The 19,266-nt window shown below is 31.7% G+C and carries 17 protein-coding genes; 12 read left to right on the forward strand and 5 right to left on the reverse strand.

Translation table 11 applies throughout. From position 1 onward, the window contains the following. Window positions 1-10: 10 nt before the first annotated feature. Window positions 11-1,357, reverse strand: coding sequence for a gluconate:H+ symporter (locus Q0822_RS02050; protein WP_299119512.1), 1,347 nt, complete (start codon window positions 1,355-1,357; stop codon window positions 11-13). A 92-nt stretch (window positions 1,358-1,449) separates the two neighbouring features. Continuing rightward, window positions 1,450-4,086, reverse strand: coding sequence for a valine--tRNA ligase (locus tag Q0822_RS02055; protein WP_299119513.1), 2,637 nt, complete (start codon window positions 4,084-4,086; stop codon window positions 1,450-1,452). A gap of 187 nt (window positions 4,087-4,273) precedes the next feature. Here Q0822_RS02055 and Q0822_RS02060 point away from each other — a divergent pair, with 187 nt between their 5' ends. Then, on the forward strand, window positions 4,274-4,699 hold the full coding sequence (locus Q0822_RS02060) for a DUF1573 domain-containing protein (RefSeq protein WP_299119516.1): 426 nt from the start codon (window positions 4,274-4,276) through the stop codon (window positions 4,697-4,699). A 46-nt stretch (window positions 4,700-4,745) separates the two neighbouring features. On the opposite strand, the gene Q0822_RS02065 is transcribed toward Q0822_RS02060, so the two are convergent. Further along, window positions 4,746-6,107, reverse strand: coding sequence for an aspartyl protease family protein (locus Q0822_RS02065; protein ID WP_299119518.1), 1,362 nt, complete (start codon window positions 6,105-6,107; stop codon window positions 4,746-4,748). Between the two features lie 102 nt (window positions 6,108-6,209). On the opposite strand from Q0822_RS02065, the gene Q0822_RS02070 reads away from it, so the two are divergent. From Q0822_RS02070 to Q0822_RS02085, 4 genes are all read left to right on the forward strand, one after another. Continuing rightward, complete coding sequence (locus Q0822_RS02070; protein ID WP_299119520.1) at window positions 6,210-7,400, forward strand: pyridoxal phosphate-dependent aminotransferase; 1,191 nt, start codon at window positions 6,210-6,212, stop codon at window positions 7,398-7,400. Then, on the forward strand, window positions 7,400-8,413 hold the full coding sequence (gene murB / locus Q0822_RS02075) for a UDP-N-acetylmuramate dehydrogenase (RefSeq protein ID WP_299119522.1): 1,014 nt from the start codon (window positions 7,400-7,402) through the stop codon (window positions 8,411-8,413). The genes Q0822_RS02070 and murB overlap by 1 nt, the downstream gene beginning before the upstream one ends. A gap of 197 nt (window positions 8,414-8,610) precedes the next feature. Beyond that, window positions 8,611-9,144, forward strand: a complete 534-nt coding sequence (locus Q0822_RS02080; protein ID WP_299119525.1) for a sigma-70 family RNA polymerase sigma factor — start codon at window positions 8,611-8,613, stop codon at window positions 9,142-9,144. 11 nt (window positions 9,145-9,155) lie between these two features. Next, a complete protein-coding gene (locus Q0822_RS02085; protein ID WP_299119526.1) occupies window positions 9,156-9,950 on the forward strand; it encodes an anti-sigma factor in 795 nt (264 codons plus the stop codon). Between the two features lie 70 nt (window positions 9,951-10,020). Here the strand turns inward: Q0822_RS02085 and aqpZ are convergent, their stop codons facing one another. Beyond that, entirely contained in the window at window positions 10,021-10,707 is a 687-nt protein-coding gene (aqpZ, locus tag Q0822_RS02090) for an aquaporin Z (protein ID WP_299119528.1), read from the reverse strand. 225 nt (window positions 10,708-10,932) lie between these two features. Between aqpZ and Q0822_RS02095 the strand changes: the two genes are divergently transcribed. The 6 genes from Q0822_RS02095 (at window position 10,933) to Q0822_RS02120 (ending at window position 17,042) form a co-directional block, all read left to right on the forward strand. Beyond that, window positions 10,933-11,136: a membrane or secreted protein gene (locus tag Q0822_RS02095; protein WP_299119530.1), complete on the forward strand. Its 204-nt coding sequence runs from the start codon at window positions 10,933-10,935 to the stop codon at window positions 11,134-11,136. Between the two features lie 6 nt (window positions 11,137-11,142). After that, window positions 11,143-12,255 (forward strand): glycosyltransferase, encoded by a 1,113-nt coding sequence (locus Q0822_RS02100; RefSeq protein ID WP_299119534.1) that lies wholly within the window; start codon window positions 11,143-11,145, stop codon window positions 12,253-12,255. Further along, on the forward strand, window positions 12,246-12,791 hold the full coding sequence (locus Q0822_RS02105; protein WP_299119536.1) for a sigma-70 family RNA polymerase sigma factor: 546 nt from the start codon (window positions 12,246-12,248) through the stop codon (window positions 12,789-12,791). Before Q0822_RS02100 ends, Q0822_RS02105 begins: the two co-directional genes overlap by 10 nt. Before the next feature lie 94 nt (window positions 12,792-12,885). Continuing rightward, on the forward strand, window positions 12,886-13,758 hold the full coding sequence (gene lipA / locus Q0822_RS02110; protein WP_299119539.1) for a lipoyl synthase: 873 nt from the start codon (window positions 12,886-12,888) through the stop codon (window positions 13,756-13,758). Then, the gene (gene gap, locus Q0822_RS02115) at window positions 13,758-14,774 is read left to right on the forward strand and encodes a type I glyceraldehyde-3-phosphate dehydrogenase (protein WP_299119542.1); all 1,017 of its coding nucleotides are present in this window, start codon (window positions 13,758-13,760) and stop codon (window positions 14,772-14,774) included. Before lipA ends, gap begins: the two co-directional genes overlap by 1 nt. A 30-nt stretch (window positions 14,775-14,804) precedes the next feature. Then, complete coding sequence (locus Q0822_RS02120) at window positions 14,805-17,042, forward strand: ATP-binding protein (protein WP_299119544.1); 2,238 nt, start codon at window positions 14,805-14,807, stop codon at window positions 17,040-17,042. On the opposite strand, the gene lpxK is transcribed toward Q0822_RS02120, so the two are convergent. Continuing rightward, window positions 17,039-18,040 carry a tetraacyldisaccharide 4'-kinase gene (lpxK, locus tag Q0822_RS02125; protein ID WP_299119546.1) on the reverse strand — a complete coding sequence of 334 codons (1,002 nt, stop codon included), beginning with the start codon at window positions 18,038-18,040 and terminating at the stop codon, window positions 17,039-17,041. The genes Q0822_RS02120 and lpxK overlap by 4 nt on opposite strands. Before the next feature lie 129 nt (window positions 18,041-18,169). On the opposite strand from lpxK, the gene Q0822_RS02130 reads away from it, so the two are divergent. Continuing rightward, window positions 18,170-19,264, forward strand: a complete 1,095-nt coding sequence (locus Q0822_RS02130) for a Nif3-like dinuclear metal center hexameric protein (protein WP_299119547.1) — start codon at window positions 18,170-18,172, stop codon at window positions 19,262-19,264. Window positions 19,265-19,266 lie beyond the last annotated feature (2 nt).

Here is a 19,266-nt window from a genome sequence, read left to right on the forward strand (position 1 = left end):
TAAGGTTTAGTTAGAAAAAAAGTGATAATAAGAAAGTCGCTAAGAAACCTATAATTGCCAAAATAGTTGTCATTACTGTCCAACTTTGAAAAGTTTGCTTTTCAGTAAGGCCTAAGTATTTTCCAACCAACCAAAACCCACTATCATTAACATGAGACATTATGCTAGCTCCTGCAGCGATTGCAATTACTAATAACGCCTTCTCTGGTTCAGATGTATTAACAAGAACTAACGGAGCTGTTAAACCTGCTGCAGTTATCATAGCTACAGTAGCAGAACCTTGCAATACACGAACAATAACTGCCGCTAGAAATCCAAATAAAAGTAGGCTTATGCCTTGTTCAGCAAAATAATTTGCCAACATTTCACCTGTACCTGTATTCACTAACATTTGTTTAAATACACCTCCTGCACCAGTAATTAGAATAATAATTCCAGCTGGAGCTAAAGATTTAGTACTTATATCTAATAACTGTGTTTTTGTAAAACCTTTTCTAATTCCTAGTAAATACCAAGCAATTAAATTTGCAATCAATAATGCTGAAAAAGGATGTCCTATCATTCCTATCCATTCCAATAGCTTTTTAGGAATATTAAAATCAGCCATAAAAGGGCTATTTAGTAAGGTGTTCAAAACAATCATAATAATTGGTATTGCAATTATTATGATAATGGAACCTACAGGAGGTAACTTCTTAAAGATTTGATCATTTATTGTTAATTCTGGGGCTACAACATGAATTCTTTTCGAAATATATTTTCCAAATAATGGTCCACAAATGATAGCTGTAGGAACACCTACCAAAAAACCGAATAGAATTACCCAACCTAAGTCTGCCATCAGTATCTCAGCAACAGCTATTGGACCTGGTGTTGGTGGTATAAAACTGTGCGTTATTGCCAAGCCTGCTAGTAGAGGAATACCATATAATAAAAGAGACTTTCCTGTTTTGCGCTGTAAAGCATAAATCATAGGAATCAGAATTATAAATGCTACATCAAAAAACACTGGAATTGCAACAATAAATCCTGTAACCATAAGTGCCCATGAAGATTGTTTTTCGCCAAACTTATTTAGCATAAAAGCAGCTAATGCCTCAGCACCACCAGAACGTTCTAGTATAGCACCAAATATAGCACCTAAACCCACCACGACTGCGACGAAACCAAGGGTGCTACCCATTCCCTCTTCAATGGTGTTTATTATCATCTTAGGAGGCATTCCTGATAAAACTCCAACTAAGATACTTGCTAATAATAAAGCTATAAAGGCCTGAACCTTAAACCTAAGAATTAACGTAATTAATAGAACTACTCCAGCTAATACAGAAAATAAAAGTGAAAAATCTATTGTCATTAATTCAAATATTTATGAGAAAACTCATTTTAAGATTCATCAGTTTTTTTTTAACCGCTATGAGCGCAAAAAGAGAATATAATACATCAATACTATATACTTAGACTTGCTAAGCTCCCTTTAATAGTCTCAATTTTAGCCAAAGCATCAGCTTCTTTTTTCTTTTCTGAAGCCACTACTTGCTCTGGCGCGTTATTTACAAAACGCTCGTTTGAGAGTTTCTTTTGTACAGATTTAAGAAAACCTTCAGTATAATTTAACTCTTCAGTAAGTTTCTTAATCTCCCCTTCTACATCAATACTTCCTTCCATAGGAATAAAGTATTCATTAGATTTTACACGATATGTCAATGCTCCTTCTACAGGAATATTTACATATTCGAAAGTCTCAAGATTTCCTAATTTTGAAATAACTTCATCAAAAGTAGTGGCAACATTTTCATTATTGACTACTGAAAAACCTATAGTATCTTTAAAAGCAATATTCTTATGTTTTCTTATGTTTCTGATACCAGAAATTACTTCCGAAGCAAAATCAAATTCAGAAATCAAAGTCTCATTAATAGGTTTAGCTTCTGGCCATTTTGAAATAATTAAGGCTTCTTCTGGTGAACGCTCTTTTATATAATGCCAAATTTCTTCAGTTAAGAATGGCATAAATGGATGTAAAATCTTAAGAATATCTTCAAATATTACATTAATACTTTCTAAAGTTTTTGCATCAATAGGTTTCTGATAGGCTGGTTTAACTATTTCTAGTAACCATGATGCAAAATCATCCCAAATCAACTTATAAGTAGCCATAAGTGCATCACTTAATCTGTACTTACTAAAATGATCTTCAATTTCTAAAATCGTTTTCTGAAACTTAGACTCAAACCATTCAACAGCTATTTTACTAGAATTTGGCTGACTAATAGTATGATCAACTTCCCAACCTTTTACCAACCTAAAAGCATTCCAAATTTTATTAGCAAACTGTTTGCCCTGCTGACAAAGATCTTCATCAAACATTAAGTCATTTCCTGCAGCAGAACTTAATAAAAGTCCAACACGTACTCCATCGGCACCATATTCTTCAATTAATTTCAAAGCATCTGGTGAGTTACCTAATTGTTTAGACATTTTTCGTCTTTGCTTATCTCTAACTAATCCTGTGAGATATACATTTTCAAAAGGTTTTTCGTTTTTATATTCGTAACCGGCAATAATCATTCGTGCTACCCAAAAAAATAAAATATCCGGACCTGTTACCAAATCATTTGTTGGATAGTAGTATTTAATTTCTTCGTTTTCAGGATTACGAATACCATCAAAAACAGACATTGGCCATAACCATGAACTAAACCAAGTATCTAAAGCATCAGAGTCTTGTTTTAAATCAGTAATCTGAAGGTTAGAATTAGAAGTCTTCTCTCTCGCGAGTTCAACCGCTTTCTCAATTGACTCTGCAACTACAAAATCTTCTTTTCCTTCACCATAGAAATACGCAGGAATTTGTTGTCCCCAAAGTAATTGACGAGAGATATTCCAATCACGAATATTCTCCATCCAATGACGATATGTATTTTCAAATTTCTTTGGAAAGAGTTTTACCTCACCAGTTTTTAAAACAGCATCAATAGCTGGTTTTGCTAAATCCTCCATTTTAAGAAACCATTGGTCACTTAATCTTGGTTCTATAACTGCTTTTGTGCGCTCAGAAGTTCCTACTTTATTAATATAGTTTTCAGTTTTCACTAAAATGCCAGCAGCTTCTAATTCTTTAGTAATTGCTTTTCTAACTGCAAAACGATATTGCCCTTCATAATGCAGTCCAAAACTATTTAAACTAGCATCTTCATTAAAGATATCAATAACTTCAAGTTGATGTTTATCACCTAAAACTTTATCATTTTCATCATGAGCTGGTGTTACTTTTAAACAACCTGTGCCAAATTCTATATCTACATAGTCATCTTCAATGATAGGAATCACTCTTCCACATATTGGAACAATAGCCTTTTTACCTTTTAAATGCGCAAAACGTTCATCATTAGGATTAATACAAATAGCAGTATCTCCAAAAATGGTTTCTGGTCTTGTTGTGGCAATCGTTAATTTTTCATGGCTACCTTCAACTTTATATTCTAAATAGTAAAGTAAACCTTGTTTTTCAACATGAATTACCTCCTCATCAGACAAGGTTGTTTTAGCTTCTGGATCCCAATTAACCATTCGGTAACCTCTGTAGATTAGACCTTTGTTATATAAATCTACAAATACCTTAATGACAGCTTCAGACATGTCGTCGTCCATGGTAAATTTTGTTCTATCCCAATCGCAAGAACATCCGAGTTTTTTAAGTTGCTCTAAAATAACTCCACCATATTCCTCTGTCCATTCCCAAGCATGCTCAAGGAATTCTTCACGCGATAAATCATTTTTATCGATACCTTGTGCTTTTAATTTGGCAACAACTTTAGCTTCTGTTGCGATAGAAGCGTGATCTGTACCAGGAACCCAACACGCATTCTTACCTAATAAACGTGCACGACGAATCAATACATCTTGAATTGTGTTATTCAACATATGTCCCATATGTAACACTCCAGTAACATTGGGAGGAGGAATCACAATTGTATAAGGCTCTCTCTCATCTGGTTTAGAATGAAAGTAATTATGCTGCATCCAGTAGTCATACCACTTGGTTTCTACTGACAATGCGTTATATTTTGATGGAATTTCCATGTTTTGGTATCGTTTTTGTAATGTAACTGACAAAAGTACTTATAATTCCTTTTTCGAAAAATTATTAGTGTAAGAATATGGGTTCAAATACCATAAATTCTGTTAAATGGAGTGTATTACGTCTAATAAATTTTGTTTGGAATGAAAAAGTAACTAGTTTTGAATAATCAATTTTAAACTTAAAATGATGAAAAATTTAATAATTATTTTGTTTGTAGGACTAATTAGCATTGGAGCTTATGCGCAAGAGAAGGTAGCTAAGATCGAATTTAAAACTGATGTCATAGATTATGGCACTGTTGAAAAAGGGGCTAATGGTGTTAGAACTTTTGAGTTTACCAATACTGGTAATGCTCCTTTAATTATTTCTAGCGTTAAGTCTACTTGCGGTTGTACGGTACCTAAGAAACCAAAAGGTCCGATTATGCCAGGCGAAACAGGTACAATAGAAGTAAAATACGATACTAATAGAGTAAATCCTATTAGAAAAACTATAACTGTTATTTCTAACGCAGATACACCGACTGTAGCATTAAAAATTAAAGGTTTAGTAATAGACCCTAATAAAACAAGTGTATTAGAAAAAAAAGAGAAAAGTATGATTGAGCAATAAGTCTTAATCTTAATCAATTTTTATAGTGAGCTCTCATTTTGAGGGCTCATTTTTTTTTGAAGGCATCATCAAGTTTGAATTTAAATAACATATTAACACCTCTTCGTAGTATTTTTAACCTTAGAGATTTTCCTGTTTTGTCATGAAGAATCTTATTGATTTCAGAGAAACTATATTCATATGTAGGCTTGCCATTAATACTTATTACTATATCCTCTACTCTTAATCCAGAAATATATGCATTCGAAGATTTTCTAATTTCTACTACTTTATAAATTGGTTTTATCTTTACTCTATGATTGATATAATAATTTACGTGAACTGAATTGCTACTGGTATTATTTACAGAATTCTTATTAAATTGGGTAGGTACTCTTATTTCTTCTTTCACAAACATAGTTCCGTTATGCTCTAATACAATACCACTATTGTTATATGTAAATGGGTCTTTAAAATGACTATTCCTTTTTAGATATAATTTCTCATTTGTATAATCAAAAAAGAGATTGAATCGTTTTAAAATATCACCTCCTAATAAACCGTTTCGGTCTTTATGAACTTTCGTCATGTCAACTGACGACGAATCTGGAAATGCAACATTTACATCCTTTAAACTAAAGTCATTGAGCTTAAAACTAGATACCTTAGAGCGTTTTCCATAAATAGTTCCACTTAAACCTTTGCCTAAATAATCATTAAAACTTAAATCCTCATTTGGCGTTAATCCTATTTCCTTATCTTCAAATAACCATAACGCATCACTACTACCAGTATCTATAAGTAATTTTGTTGATTCATAAGTACTATTGATTGCAACCTTTGCATCTAAATAAGGCTTTTTGCTCATAATATTTATAGGCATGATTTTCCATTTTTTTGAAGAACGAGGTTTAAAACTATTATGTTTATGTAATCTAATATATTTTGAATTGTAATTAATCTCAACAACAAAATCTTTGAATATATCATAACCTATAATTCCGTGCACAACAACACCAAGTCTTGGTGTGAAATCTATAGTTTTATCATAAACTACAAATAGGTCTTGATTAACACCTACTGCATCTCCTATTTTTAATTTATTATGACTAGATCTTAACGCTTTTATTTTTCCTTCGGAGCCCAAACCATGCAAATAGAATGTTCTAGTATTTTTCAAATCTACTGAATCACTTTCAGATAAATTGAAGAGAATTGGCTTACTAACACCGGTATCTAAGATAAAAGATAAAGTAACATCATTAATTTCTAATGGTATTATTATGAGATTGCTAACAAACTCGAAATTAATTTTTTTACTTACACTGTTCTTTAAAAAAAAGCTATCTTGAGCTGGTAAGCTTAAACCATATAAACACAAGTAAACTAGGATAAAATATCTAGGTAATAATTTCAATTTTTCTAACATATTTGAAGAAGTTACAAATCTTTATCTTACAACATATTTTAAGTGTTATTTTTTAAATAAATTTTAAGAAATTTCAGAACTTAGCACTTTAAAAATTATTATATGCCAACGATATCAAAAAAAGGTATGAAAATGCCAGAATCACCAATTAGAAAATTGGTGCCTTATGCAGAAGAAGCTCATAAACAAGGAAAAACAGTTTTTTACCTTAACATTGGTCAACCAGATATAAAAACGCCAAAAGTAGTATTAGATGCCTTAAAGCAACACACTTTCGACATTTTGGCGTATTCACGCTCAGAAGGTTCAGAAAATTACAGAATAAAAATTGCAGAATATTATAATCATAATTCCATAGACGTTACACATAATGATATTATTGTAACTACTGGAGGGAGTGAAGCCTTACTTTTTGCATTTGGAAGCATTATGGATGAAGATGATGAAATTATAATTCCTGAACCCTTTTATGCTAATTACAACGGTTTTTCTACTGCATCTGGCGTAAATGTAGTTCCAGTAATTTCAAAAATTGAAGACAATTTTGCCTTACCTCCAATTGAAGAATTTGAAAAACTCATCACTCCAAAAACTAAAGCGATTTTAATATGTAATCCAGGAAATCCAACAGGATATTTATATTCCAAAGAAGAAATAAAGAAGCTGGCTTCTATTGTAAAAAAACACGACTTATTTCTAATTGCTGATGAAGTTTATAGAGAATTTGTCTATGATGGCATTTCGCATTATTCAATTCTTCAAGAACCTGGTTTACAGGATCATGCTATAGTTATTGATTCCGTTTCTAAGCGATATAGCATGTGTGGAGCGCGTATTGGCTATTTGGTTTCAAAAAACAAAGGAGTCATAAAAACTGCCTTAAAATTTGCTCAAGCAAGATTGAGTCCTCCTACCCTAGCTCAAATTGCTAGTGAAGCGGCTTTAGGAACACCACAAAGTTATTTCGATGACGTAAAAGAGGAATATGTAAAACGTAGAGATATATTAATCGAAGAATTAGAAAAAATTGAAGGAGTAAAAGTAGCTAAACCAAGTGGAGCTTTTTATTGTATTGCGGAATTACCTGTTAAAAATTCAGATAATTTTGCAAGATGGCTACTAGAATCTTTCGATTATCAAAACAATACCATTATGGTGGCGCCTGCGGCCGGATTCTACTCGACACCTGGAGTTGGTTTAAACCAAATTCGGATTGCATATGTATTAAATGAAGAAAGTTTAAAAACATCTGTCAAAATATTAGCGGAAGCACTTAAAGCATATAAAGATTAATGATATTAGCTAAAAACATTTCATTAAAATCTTTTAATACGTTTGGTATTGACGCTAATGCTAAATTGTTTTGCAATATCACATCTGTTGAAATTCTCCACAATGTTTTGCTAGAACAACACGAAAGTTCGCTTTTTATATTAGGAGGTGGAAGCAACATGTTGTTGACCAAAGATATTGACGCTTTAGTTTTACACATCAACTTAAAAGGTATTGAAGTTGTTAATGAAACTGAAAGCACGGTAACTATTAAAGCAATGGCTGGTGAAAACTGGCATGAGTTTGTACTTTGGTGTCTGAAACATAATTATGGAGGTTTAGAAAATCTATCACTAATTCCAGGGAATATTGGAACAGCACCAATTCAAAATATTGGAGCATATGGTGTAGAATTAAAAGACGTTTTTGTGAGTTGTGAAGCTGTTCATATAAAAAATCAGACTACTAAAACGTTCTCAAAAGCTGACTGCAATTTTGGATATAGAGAGTCAGTTTTTAAACAAGAATTAAACGGTGATTATATCATTACTAGCGTAAACCTTGAGCTTACAAAAAGCAATCATAGTTTACATATGGATTATGGCGCTATTAAAAATGAGTTAGAAGCTTTAAAAATTAAAAAACCCACTATTCAAGATATATCAAGAGCTGTAATCGCCATAAGACAAAGTAAATTGCCAGACCCAAAAGAAATTGGCAACAGTGGTAGTTTTTTCAAAAATCCAATTATTTCAAGTAGGCAATTCAATCAGTTACAAGAAAATTTTCCAAATTTGCCTTACTATAAAATTTCAGAGGAGGAAGTAAAAGTTCCGGCAGGTTGGCTCATTGAAAAAGCTGGATTTAAAGGTAAACGTTTTAATGATTATGGTGTGCACAATAAACAGGCTCTGGTACTTGTTAATTATGGCAATGCAAATGGTAAAGACATTTTTGAATTAGCACAACTAATTAGAAAAACCGTAAAAAGAATTTTTGATATAACTATTGAAACCGAAGTGAATATTATATAAAACAAAAGTCACAATTTAGATTGTGACTTTTGAATTTAGAATAATTTTATTTGAAAATGCTATTAATCAACCTCTTAAGGAGTTAAAACCATTCTAATAATATATTGTGAGCACCTCTATATGGTGTATTTAATTATATTTACGTTTACAAATCCATTTTGGATGTTTTAAAAATAAAAAAATAAGATTTTAACATTTTGAGTATAACTCCTACAGAGCAAAAAATAATCGACTTTCTTCAAAAAGGAGATAAACGTGCGCTAAATTTACTTTATGAAAACTATTCTAACAGTCTTTATGGTGTTATTTTAAAAATAACGATTAATGAAGAAATTGCTCAAGATGCCTTACAAGAAACCTTTATTAAAGTCTGGAAAAATGCTTCAAAATATGATGCAAGTAAAGCTAAACTTTTTACTTGGTTGTTCCGGATAGCTAGGAACACAGCCATTGATAAATTAAGAAGTTTTAATAATCGTTACCAAAAAGAAGTCCAAATTGATACTTCTAACGTATATATCTTACCAACAAGCAATATAAATCAAGATGTATTAGACATTAAAGAGCATGTTGGGAGATTAGATGAAAAGTATCAAATTGTGTTAGATGCCTTGTTTTTTCAAGGGATGACGCAGCAAGAAGCTAGTGACGAATTAGATATTCCGCTTGGTACTATTAAATCTAGATTAAAAATAGGATTACGTGAGCTTAAGAAAGTTTATAATCCTTAAATTGTTTGATTATGGATACAAAATTACATAACTTTTTAAAGTCTAACATACTCAATAAGTATTTGTTAGACGAAACTTCTATAGAAGAAACTAAAGAAGTAGAATATTTTATTTCTAACTACCCTGAAGCAGCAAAAGCATATGCAACGCTTCAAGATAACTTAGAAATTATTGCAAAAGCTGGAGCAGTGGATGTGCCTAATAATATCTTAAAAGATATTTTAGTGTCACTTGACGAAAAGAATGACACTAAAGTGATTCAGCTTGTTCAGAATAGAAAAACACCATGGTATAGTATTGCCGCGAGTGCAGCTGCGGTATTATTTGCAGCCACTTCATTTATGTTATATCAAAAAAATCAGAATTTAAACAAAGAGAATAACATCGTTATCGAAGAAATTTTTGATTTGAGAAGTGATATTGAGAATAACAATTCAAAATTAGATGAACTCTCTAGAGAGTTATTGAAACTGAATAATCCAGATTCTAAAAAATATGTTTTCAATGGTAATGAGCGTGCTAAAAACTTAAAAACTGTTGCATATATTAATCCAGTGGAAAAAACATCTATGATTGATGTCATTACTTTACCTCAATTACCAAAAGATCAGCATTACCAAATTTGGGCAGAATTGCAAGATAGAATGGTTAACTTAGGTATTCTTGACGAAGCAGATCGTAAATTGAAACAAATTCCATATATGGAAGATGCGTTAGCATTGAGCATTAAAATAGGAAAAGATGGTGATACTGCCAATGAAAATAATACTGAAGTTGCGGAGATATCTTTAAAAAAGGAAGAATAAAACATTTATTATACATAAAAAAGAGGCACATTAATTAATGTGCCTCTTTTTTATGTATAAGTTTTTAAACTTATTCTTTTTCAAATAATGTTTTGTGGATAATTCCACCGATAATAGCACCAACAATTGGAGCTACCCAAAACAACCAAACTTGAGCCAAGTGACCTCCATCAGAAAATAATGCCTGACTTAAAGATCTCGCAGGATTTACAGATGTATTTGAAATAGGAATACTGATTAGGTGAATTAAAGTTAATGCTAAACCAATAGCTATTGGCGCAAAACCTTTAGGAGCTCTAACATTTGTACTTCCTAATATAACAATTAAAAAAAATGCAGTTAAAACAACTTCAGCAACTAATACAGACATCATACTGTAACCATCTGGTGACAAAGCATCATAACCATTTGAAGCAAAACCGCCTACAGATTCAAATCCAGCTTTACCAGAAAATATAAGATAAAGTACACCCGCCGCAGCAATTGCTCCAACAACTTGCGCAACAATGTAGCCAATTAAATCTTTGGCTTCAAATTTTCCACCAGCCCAAAGCCCAATAGACACAGCTGGATTAAAATGTCCTCCAGAAATATGCCCAACAGCATAGGCCATAGTTAATACAGTAAGACCAAATGCTAAAGCAACGCCTACAAATCCAATTCCTAATTCTGGAAATCCGGCAGCAAAAATTGCACTACCACAACCACCAAACACAAGCCAAAATGTTCCGAATAACTCTGCGAATAATTTTTTCATAATTGATTAATAATTTAGTTAGTAATAAATGTTTTAATAATAATGTGACACAAAATCAACAAGTTAAGTCACAATTGAATTAATAAGAAAATAAATGTAAAAGCATTACCTTTGTATCAGATTAAGGGATTAAAATGAAACATTCTTGTTTAAAAACTAAAATATTAAAGAAAAATATTTTTTGAATGTTCCATCTGGCAACTAAACAACAATAGATATCAGCAGATGAAATTACTACTACTCACATTAGGGTTATTGGCATTAGGAATAGCAGGAATTGCCATAAAAATATGGGCTAAAAAAGACGGCAAATTTGCTGGTACCTGCGCTAGTCAAAACCCAATGCTCAACAAAGAAGGAGAAGCTTGCGGTTTTTGCGGAAAAACACCAGACCAATACCAAGATTGCAACGAACCACAACATTCATAAGCCTTAATGATTCTTCCCTCAATACTATTCTATACATTTGTAGGAATTGTTAGTATTCAAGTTACTTATTACCTTGGTTTTCTTTTCTCTTTTGCCATAAAACGTGCTGAGACAAGATTAAAAAAGAATATCCCAATTTCTATAATTATCTGTGCAAAAAATGAAGCGGAAAACTTAAAGAAAAACCTTCCTTTAATATTAAGTCAAGAGTATTCAAATTTTGAAATTGTTTTAGTTAATGATAGTTCTTCAGATAACACATTAAAAATAATGAAAGAATTTGAGGCCAAGCACAATAACATAACGCTTGTAGATGTAAAAACAAATGAGACGTTTTGGGGTAACAAAAAATATGCTCTAACACTTGGTATAAAAGCTTCAAAATATGACTTTTTAGTATTTACAGATGCTGACTGTTCCCCAAACTCTAATAAATGGTTAGCACATATTAGTGGCAATTTTTCTAATCAAAAGTCTATAGTTTTAGGTTATGGATCTTATGCTAAAAAACGATTTTCTTTTTTAAATAAAATCATAAGATTTGAAACTGTAATGACAGCCTTACAATACTTTTCATATGCTAATTTAGGTTTGCCATACATGGGTGTTGGAAGAAATATGGCTTATAGAAAAGAATTGTTTTTTAATAATTCTGGTTTTAATAATCATATGTCAATAAAATCTGGAGATGATGATTTATTTATAAATGAAGTTGCCAACAAAACAAACACTTCTATATGCTTTACCAACGATAGTTTTACAATTTCAGAGCCTAAAACTTCTTTTAGAGCATGGATTCTACAGAAAAGGCGACATATAAGTACCGCAAAATATTATAAAGTAAAACACAAATTTTTCTTAGGATTATTTTATACCTCTCAATTGTTATTCTGGATTTTAGGCACAATACTATTAATGTTTAGCGACAATTGGCCATGGATTTTGGCACTAATAGTACTACGATTTTTTATTCAATTACTGTGTTTTGGTTTTACATCAAAAAAACTTGGTGAAATTGACCTCATCATATTTTCGCCTATTCTAGAATTATTTTTAATTACTACGCAATTAAGTATCTTTATTGCTAATCTTATATCTAAACCCAAACATTGGAAATAAACGAAGCCATAAATAAAGCCAAAAAGAATGATCAAATTGCTTTCAATTTTTTACTAGATACCTTTTGGAATGACGTATATGCATTTCAACTAAAACGAACAGAAAATGAAAACGATAGTGAAGACATAACTATACAGACATTTTCTAAGGCTTTTGATAAGATTAACACCTATAACGAAGATTATAAGTTCAAAACGTGGCTAATCACCATTTCTAAGAATATTCATATTGATTTGGTCAGAAAACAAAAAAAGTCAATTAGAAATACATCTAAAGACAATGAAGACAACTATTTCGATATTGTTGACGACTCGCCTACTCCTGAGGATAAAATTATTACGGAACAAAATCTCGCAAAATTGCTGCGTGATATAAAAAAACTAAAACCACACTATCAAGAAGTAATTAATTTAAGGTATTTTCAAGAATTGAGTTATAAAGAGATTTCTGAAGAATTGAAAGAACCTATAAACAATGTGAAGGTAAAACTACTTAGAGCTAAAAAGCTACTTGCTGAAATCATTACCAAAACATAATATTTTTATTTAATTATTGTACCTCCTATCTCACCCTGCTTTGATTAATTTTAATTTTTTACTTCGTATCTTCGCATTCCGAAATTGAAACTGCATGGAAACCAAAGTTGCTTCAAATATTTTACCAGAGCGAAAACCTAAATGGCTGAGGGTAAAATTACCAACAGGTAAAAAATATACTGAACTAAGAAGTTTAGTAGATAAGTACAAGCTTAATACGATTTGCACTTCTGGGAGCTGCCCAAATATGGGAGAATGTTGGGGAGAAGGTACAGCTACTTTTATGATTTTAGGAAATATATGTACGCGTTCTTGTGGGTTTTGCGGTGTAAAAACCGGACGACCGGAAACTGTGGATTGGGATGAACCAGAAAAAGTAGCACGTTCCATTAAGCTCATGCAAATTAAACATGCCGTTTTAACAAGTGTAGATAGAGATGATTTAAAAGATATGGGAAGTATCATGTGGTCAGAAACTGTGAAAGCAGTAAGACGTATGAATCCTGAAACTACGCTTGAAACTCTAATTCCAGATTTTCAAGGTATAGAGAAACACATCGATCGAATTATAGATGTAGCTCCAGAAGTGGTTTCCCATAATATTGAGACGGTTAAAAGACTAACTCGAGAAGTTAGAATACAAGCCAAGTACGATCGTAGTATGGGAGTTTTAAAATATTTAAAACAACAAGGACAACGAAGAACTAAATCTGGAATTATGCTAGGCTTAGGTGAAAAAAGAGAGGAAGTTATAGAAACCCTTCATGATTTGCGCAAAAATGATGTCGATGTTGTTACAATAGGTCAATACCTCCAACCTAGCAAAAAGCATTTACCAGTAAAGCAATTTATCAATCCAGAGCAATTTGATGAATACAAGGCTATCGGTTTAGATTTAGGCTTTAGACATGTGGAGAGTAGTGCTTTAGTAAGATCTTCTTATAAAGCTCAAAAACACATTAATTAATGATTTCGGTTGCCATAAACGGATTTGGCAGAATTGGTCGTCGTGTTTTTAGACTAGCGCTTCAACATCCACATATACAAATCGTTGCTGTTAATGATTTAGCAGATGCTAGAACATTGAGTCACTTGTTAAAGTATGATAGTATACATGGTGTTTTAAAAGAAACTATTTCATTCGATGACAATCACATTATCGTCAATAATACTTCTATTCCGCTCTATAACCAATCGCATCCAAAATCCATTGATTGGTCAAAAGAAAAACCCGACTTCGTTATAGAATCTACAGGGAAATTCAAAACTAAAACTGATCTTCAATATCATATAAAAAATGGAGCAAAACGTGTTATATTATCTGTTCCATCATTAGAAGATGATATTAAAACTATCGTTTTAGGGGTCAATGATAATTTAACGGATGGTACGGAAAAAATTCTATCCAACGCATCTTGCACTACCAACAATGCAGCACCAATGATTGCTTTGATTAATGAACATTTTGGAATTAAACAAGCTTACATTACAACAATACATTCTTATACAACTGACCAGAGTCTTCACGACCAGCCACATAGAGATTTAAGACGTGCCAGAGCAGCAGGACAATCCATAGTACCAACAACAACAGGAGCAGCAAAAGCATTAACTAAGATTTTCCCAGATTTAGCAGAGGTTATAGGTGGTTGTGGTATTAGAGTTCCTGTAGCTAATGGCTCTTTAACAGATATCACTATAAATGTTGAAAAATCAACTTCAATAAAAGAAGTCAATTCAATTTTTAAAAACGCAGCTTCATCAAGATTAGAAGGTATTTTGGAATATACTGAAGACCCAATTGTATCTATTGATATTGTTGGTAATCCACACTCTTGCATTTTTGATTCACAGATGACTTCCGTTATTGGTAATATGGTAAAAATAGTAGGTTGGTACGATAATGAAACAGGCTATAGTACTAGAATTTTAGATTTATTATGCAATTTATCGGACAAAAAAGCACTTTTGTCGAATAAATAATTATATTTGTTCAAATTAAAGTGAGCTGAAATGTCCCAGGTCAAATATTATATATTTGTTTTTTTAGCATGTTTTTGTAGTCTGGCTTTTACACAACAAGATAGTGTAGAGGACACAGAAAGGCTTACTGTGAAGTTGCAGGAACATCTTAATCAAGCTAAGTTAAACAGTGATCGCGGTGATTATTATGATGCAAAAAACGATTTACAAAAAGCTTTAGACATTGCCATAAAAATTAAAGATAGGTCTAGCGAAGGCAAAATCTATACTAAAATTGCAAAAGTTCAATTTCTTGTTAATGAACAAGATCAAGCCAATATTTCACTCACCAAGGCATTACAGATTCAACGTGAAATTGATGATTATGGTAATCGCGCCATAACCTATAACATTAAAGGTGTAATTCACAGTACAAAAGAAGAGTACAAAACTGCCTTAGAGTATTTTAATTCAGCAAAAAATTTATTTGAACAAGAAAATTTAGACGAATACATTTCTGAAGTTACACTAAATGAAGCTAAAGTATATATTGCACTAAAGCGTTACGAAGAGGCTAAAGCCAAGCTCGAAAAAACCATAATAATTGCTAAAAAATACGATCAAGAACGCCGACTTAGTAGTGCTCTAATACAGAGTGCAAAAGTGTCTAGTGCTCTAAACAATATAGAATTAGCCCTTTCACAAGCTGAAGAAGGTTTAGAAATAGCTAAGACTTATAAAATTTTAGAAAACGTTAATGAAGCCTACTTAACATTAAGCGATATTCATGAAAAAAATAATGATTATAAGAGCTCTTTAGACTATGTTAAAAAGCATCTAATTTTATCCGATTCTATATTAAATGTTAAGCGCGAAAACCTAGCACTAGGAATTACAGGTCAATTTATTAGTAATTATAAAGATGCTGAAAATGCTCAGTTAAAAGCCCAAGTGGAGGAAGTTACAGCTGAGAGTGCTTTTACAAGAATTACTACTATATTAAGTATTGCTTTAATTACTATTCTATCTTTATTAACCTTATCCTTATACAAAAACAATAATATAAGATTAAGAACCAATAATATGCTTCATATAAAAAATGATGAACTTATTGTTGCAAAAGAAAAAGCAGAGTTAGCATCTAAGACAAAAGCTAATTTCTTATCTACAGTAACGCATGAGTTGCGTACTCCGTTATATGCAGTTACAGGACTTACAAATATGCTATTAGATGAAAAACCGAAAGATCATCAAATACCACATTTAAAATCATTAAAATTTTCTGGAGACTATCTATTAACTTTTATCAACGATATTCTACAGATAAATAAAATTGAAGCTAATAAAGTTGAATTAGACCCTGAAGAATTCAACCTCAAACACAAACTAGAAAATGTAATTTCTGCCCTGAGTAATTCAGCTAACGATAATAACACCAAATTACATTTTGAGTATGAAGACGGTTTACCAGAAACATATATTGGTGACCAATTAAAGATTTCCCAAATCTTAATTAACCTACTTGGAAATGCTATTAAATTCACAAAAGATGGAGACATCTGGGTGAGAGCGTGCAAAATTGATCAAAAAAACAATGTGTACAATCTTCGCTTTGAAATTGAAGATAATGGTATTGGTATTACAAAAGAAAAACAAGACCACATGTTTGAGAGTTTCTCTCAAGGCTCTGTGCAAATTAACAGAAAGTATGGAGGTACTGGTCTAGGTCTATCTATTGTAAAAGGACTAATTGAAATTCTTAAAGGAAAAATTTATCTAAAGAGTGAGCTTGGAAAAGGCACAACATTCTCTTTTGAAATTCCTTTAGAATACACTGAAATTGTCGAAAAACCTAAAGTAGAAGAAACTAAAAAATCTAATAAGATGGAAGATTTGGACTTAAGCAATGTTAAGATTCTAATTGTAGAAGACAACAAAATCAATCAGATGATTACCAAAAAGATTCTAAACAAAATGGATCTGTATTGTGATGTGGTTGACAATGGCGAAGACGCTGTTGAACAAGTAAAAGAAACTACTTATGATGTAGTGCTAATGGATATTCACATGCCAGGTATTAGTGGATTGGAAGCGACAAAAATTATAAGGACTTTTGATAAAGAACTCACCATTTTTGCACTAACAGCTGTTACTTTAGAAGACAAAATGCAAGAATTTGGTGAAGCTGGTTTCGATGATATTATTTCAAAACCTTTTAAGCAAGAAGATTTTGAAAAGAAATTATATGCTGCCCTTTCTGGTGAAAAAATAGTATCTAGCTTTTTTTAGTCAATAAACGACTTAACAGCAGCATCAAAAACTTCTGATTGGTCTATTGCTATTTGAATTGGTAAGAAATACAATTTATCATTTAATCTTCCATCATTTGATAAACGTACATAATCCTTTTCTGTAGTAATTACTAATGGTTTAGTTGCTAAGAATTCAATATCAGAGGTTTTGAAATTATAATGATCGTTGTATTCTAAATGATCAAAATGTAATCCTTTATAAGCTAAAAAATCAACTAATGGTTTTGCATCTGCTATACCTGTAACAAGGGTAAACTTAGGAAGAGTAGCAAGTTCTAAAGTATCAAATTCAGACATTACAGTTTCGGCATATTCAATATAACTAAAAAATACTTTTTGAGTATTTCTTAGTTTCAATTCTGAAATTATCTTACTTTTTTCCACTTCCGAAAGATCCTTTCTGCACTTGGTAACCACAACAATATCCGCTCTTTTCGCACCAGATTGAGGCTCTCGCAAATTGCCTGTTGGCAAAACTATATCATTATAATAGAGATTATTGTAAGCTGTTAGCAAAACATTAAAACCTGCTTTTACTTTTCTATGCTGAAATGCGTCATCTAATAAAACAACTTCAGGTTTAGGATCTAAACTTCTAAGTCTAACAATACCATTCTGACGATTAGAATCTACAGCAACACTTATTTCATTTTTAAACTTATTATAGAATTGAAACGGTTCATCACCAATAGAGTCGGTTGTTGCATTTTCATCCGCTAGAATAAACCCATCTGTTTTTCGTTTGTAACCTCTACTTAATGTGGCAAGTCGCTTTTCATCCTTTAATAATCGGATCAAATATTCAACCATAGGAGTTTTTCCGGTGCCACCAGTACTGAGGTTTCCAACACAAATAATAGGAAAATTATATGATTTTGAAGACTTTATTTCAGCATCATAAAGTTTATTTCGTAACCATGTTACCAAATAATAAATTGGTACAATTGGGAATAATATGATTCGGATCAACTTCACAACTACGAAATGAGTAACTAAAGATTAAATATTAAACAAATATATGAATGACGAATTACATCTGACCTATTTAATAAAATAAAGAATTACAGATGAAAATATACTATTTTTGATACAAATTGATACTTTATGATTGTTCAAGATGTTATAAACCACTTACAAGACTTAGCTCCATTAGCTTATGCCGAAGATTTTGATAACGTTGGTCTTTTAGTTGGAGACAAAAACCAATCTGTCTCTGGTATTTTAGTAACACTAGACACACTTGAAACTGTTGTTGAAGAAGCAATTGAGAGTAATTGCAATCTCATTGTTAGCTTCCACCCTATCATTTTTAAAGGCCTAAAAAAACTAACTGGAAAAACCTATGTAGAGCGTGTAGTCATTAAAGCCATACAACATAATATTGCTATTTTCTCTATTCATACAGCCTTAGATAATGCTATAGAAGGAGTTAATTCAATTATTTGTGACCAATTAGGATTAAAAAACAAGAAAATCTTAATACCACAAGCTGCTACTATCAAAAAACTACAGACTTATGTTCCGAAGGCTAATGCCCAAGAACTAAGGCAAGCACTTTTTAATGCAGGAGCAGGAATGTTAGGAAACTATGAATCTTGCAGTTTTAATGTAGATGGAGAAGGCACCTATTTAGGTAATGAAGACTCAAATCCTGCAATTGGAGAAAAAGGGCAATTACATACTGAAAACGAAACCGCCATATCAGTAACCTTTAAAAAACATTTAGAATCAAAAGTTTTAAAAATGCTTTTTGAAGCACACCCATATGAAGAGGTGGCTTATGAAGTTTCAACTTTAGAAAACACTAATCAGCATATAGGCATGGGAATGATTGGCGAACTCCAAAGCGAAATGAGCGCAAAAGATTGTTTGCTATATATTAAAAATAAAATGAACACTGAGTGTGTAAGACATACAACATTATCAGAAAAGCCAATTAAAAAAATTGCCGTTTTAGGAGGTTCAGGTAGTTTTGCAATTAATGCTGCAAAGGCTAAAGGAGCTGACCTTTTAGTGACCGCAGATCTAAAATATCATGACTTTTTCAGTGCAGAAAATGATATAATACTAGCAGATATTGGGCATTATGAAAGTGAACAGTTCACAAAATCGTTTTTAGTAGACTATCTCTCGAAAAAAATTACTAATTTTGCAATCATTTTATCAAAGACAAATACAAATCCGGTAAAGTATTTATAATT

Source organism: uncultured Winogradskyella sp. (assembly GCF_947496485.1).
Lineage (GTDB): Bacteria > Bacteroidota > Bacteroidia > Flavobacteriales > Flavobacteriaceae > Winogradskyella.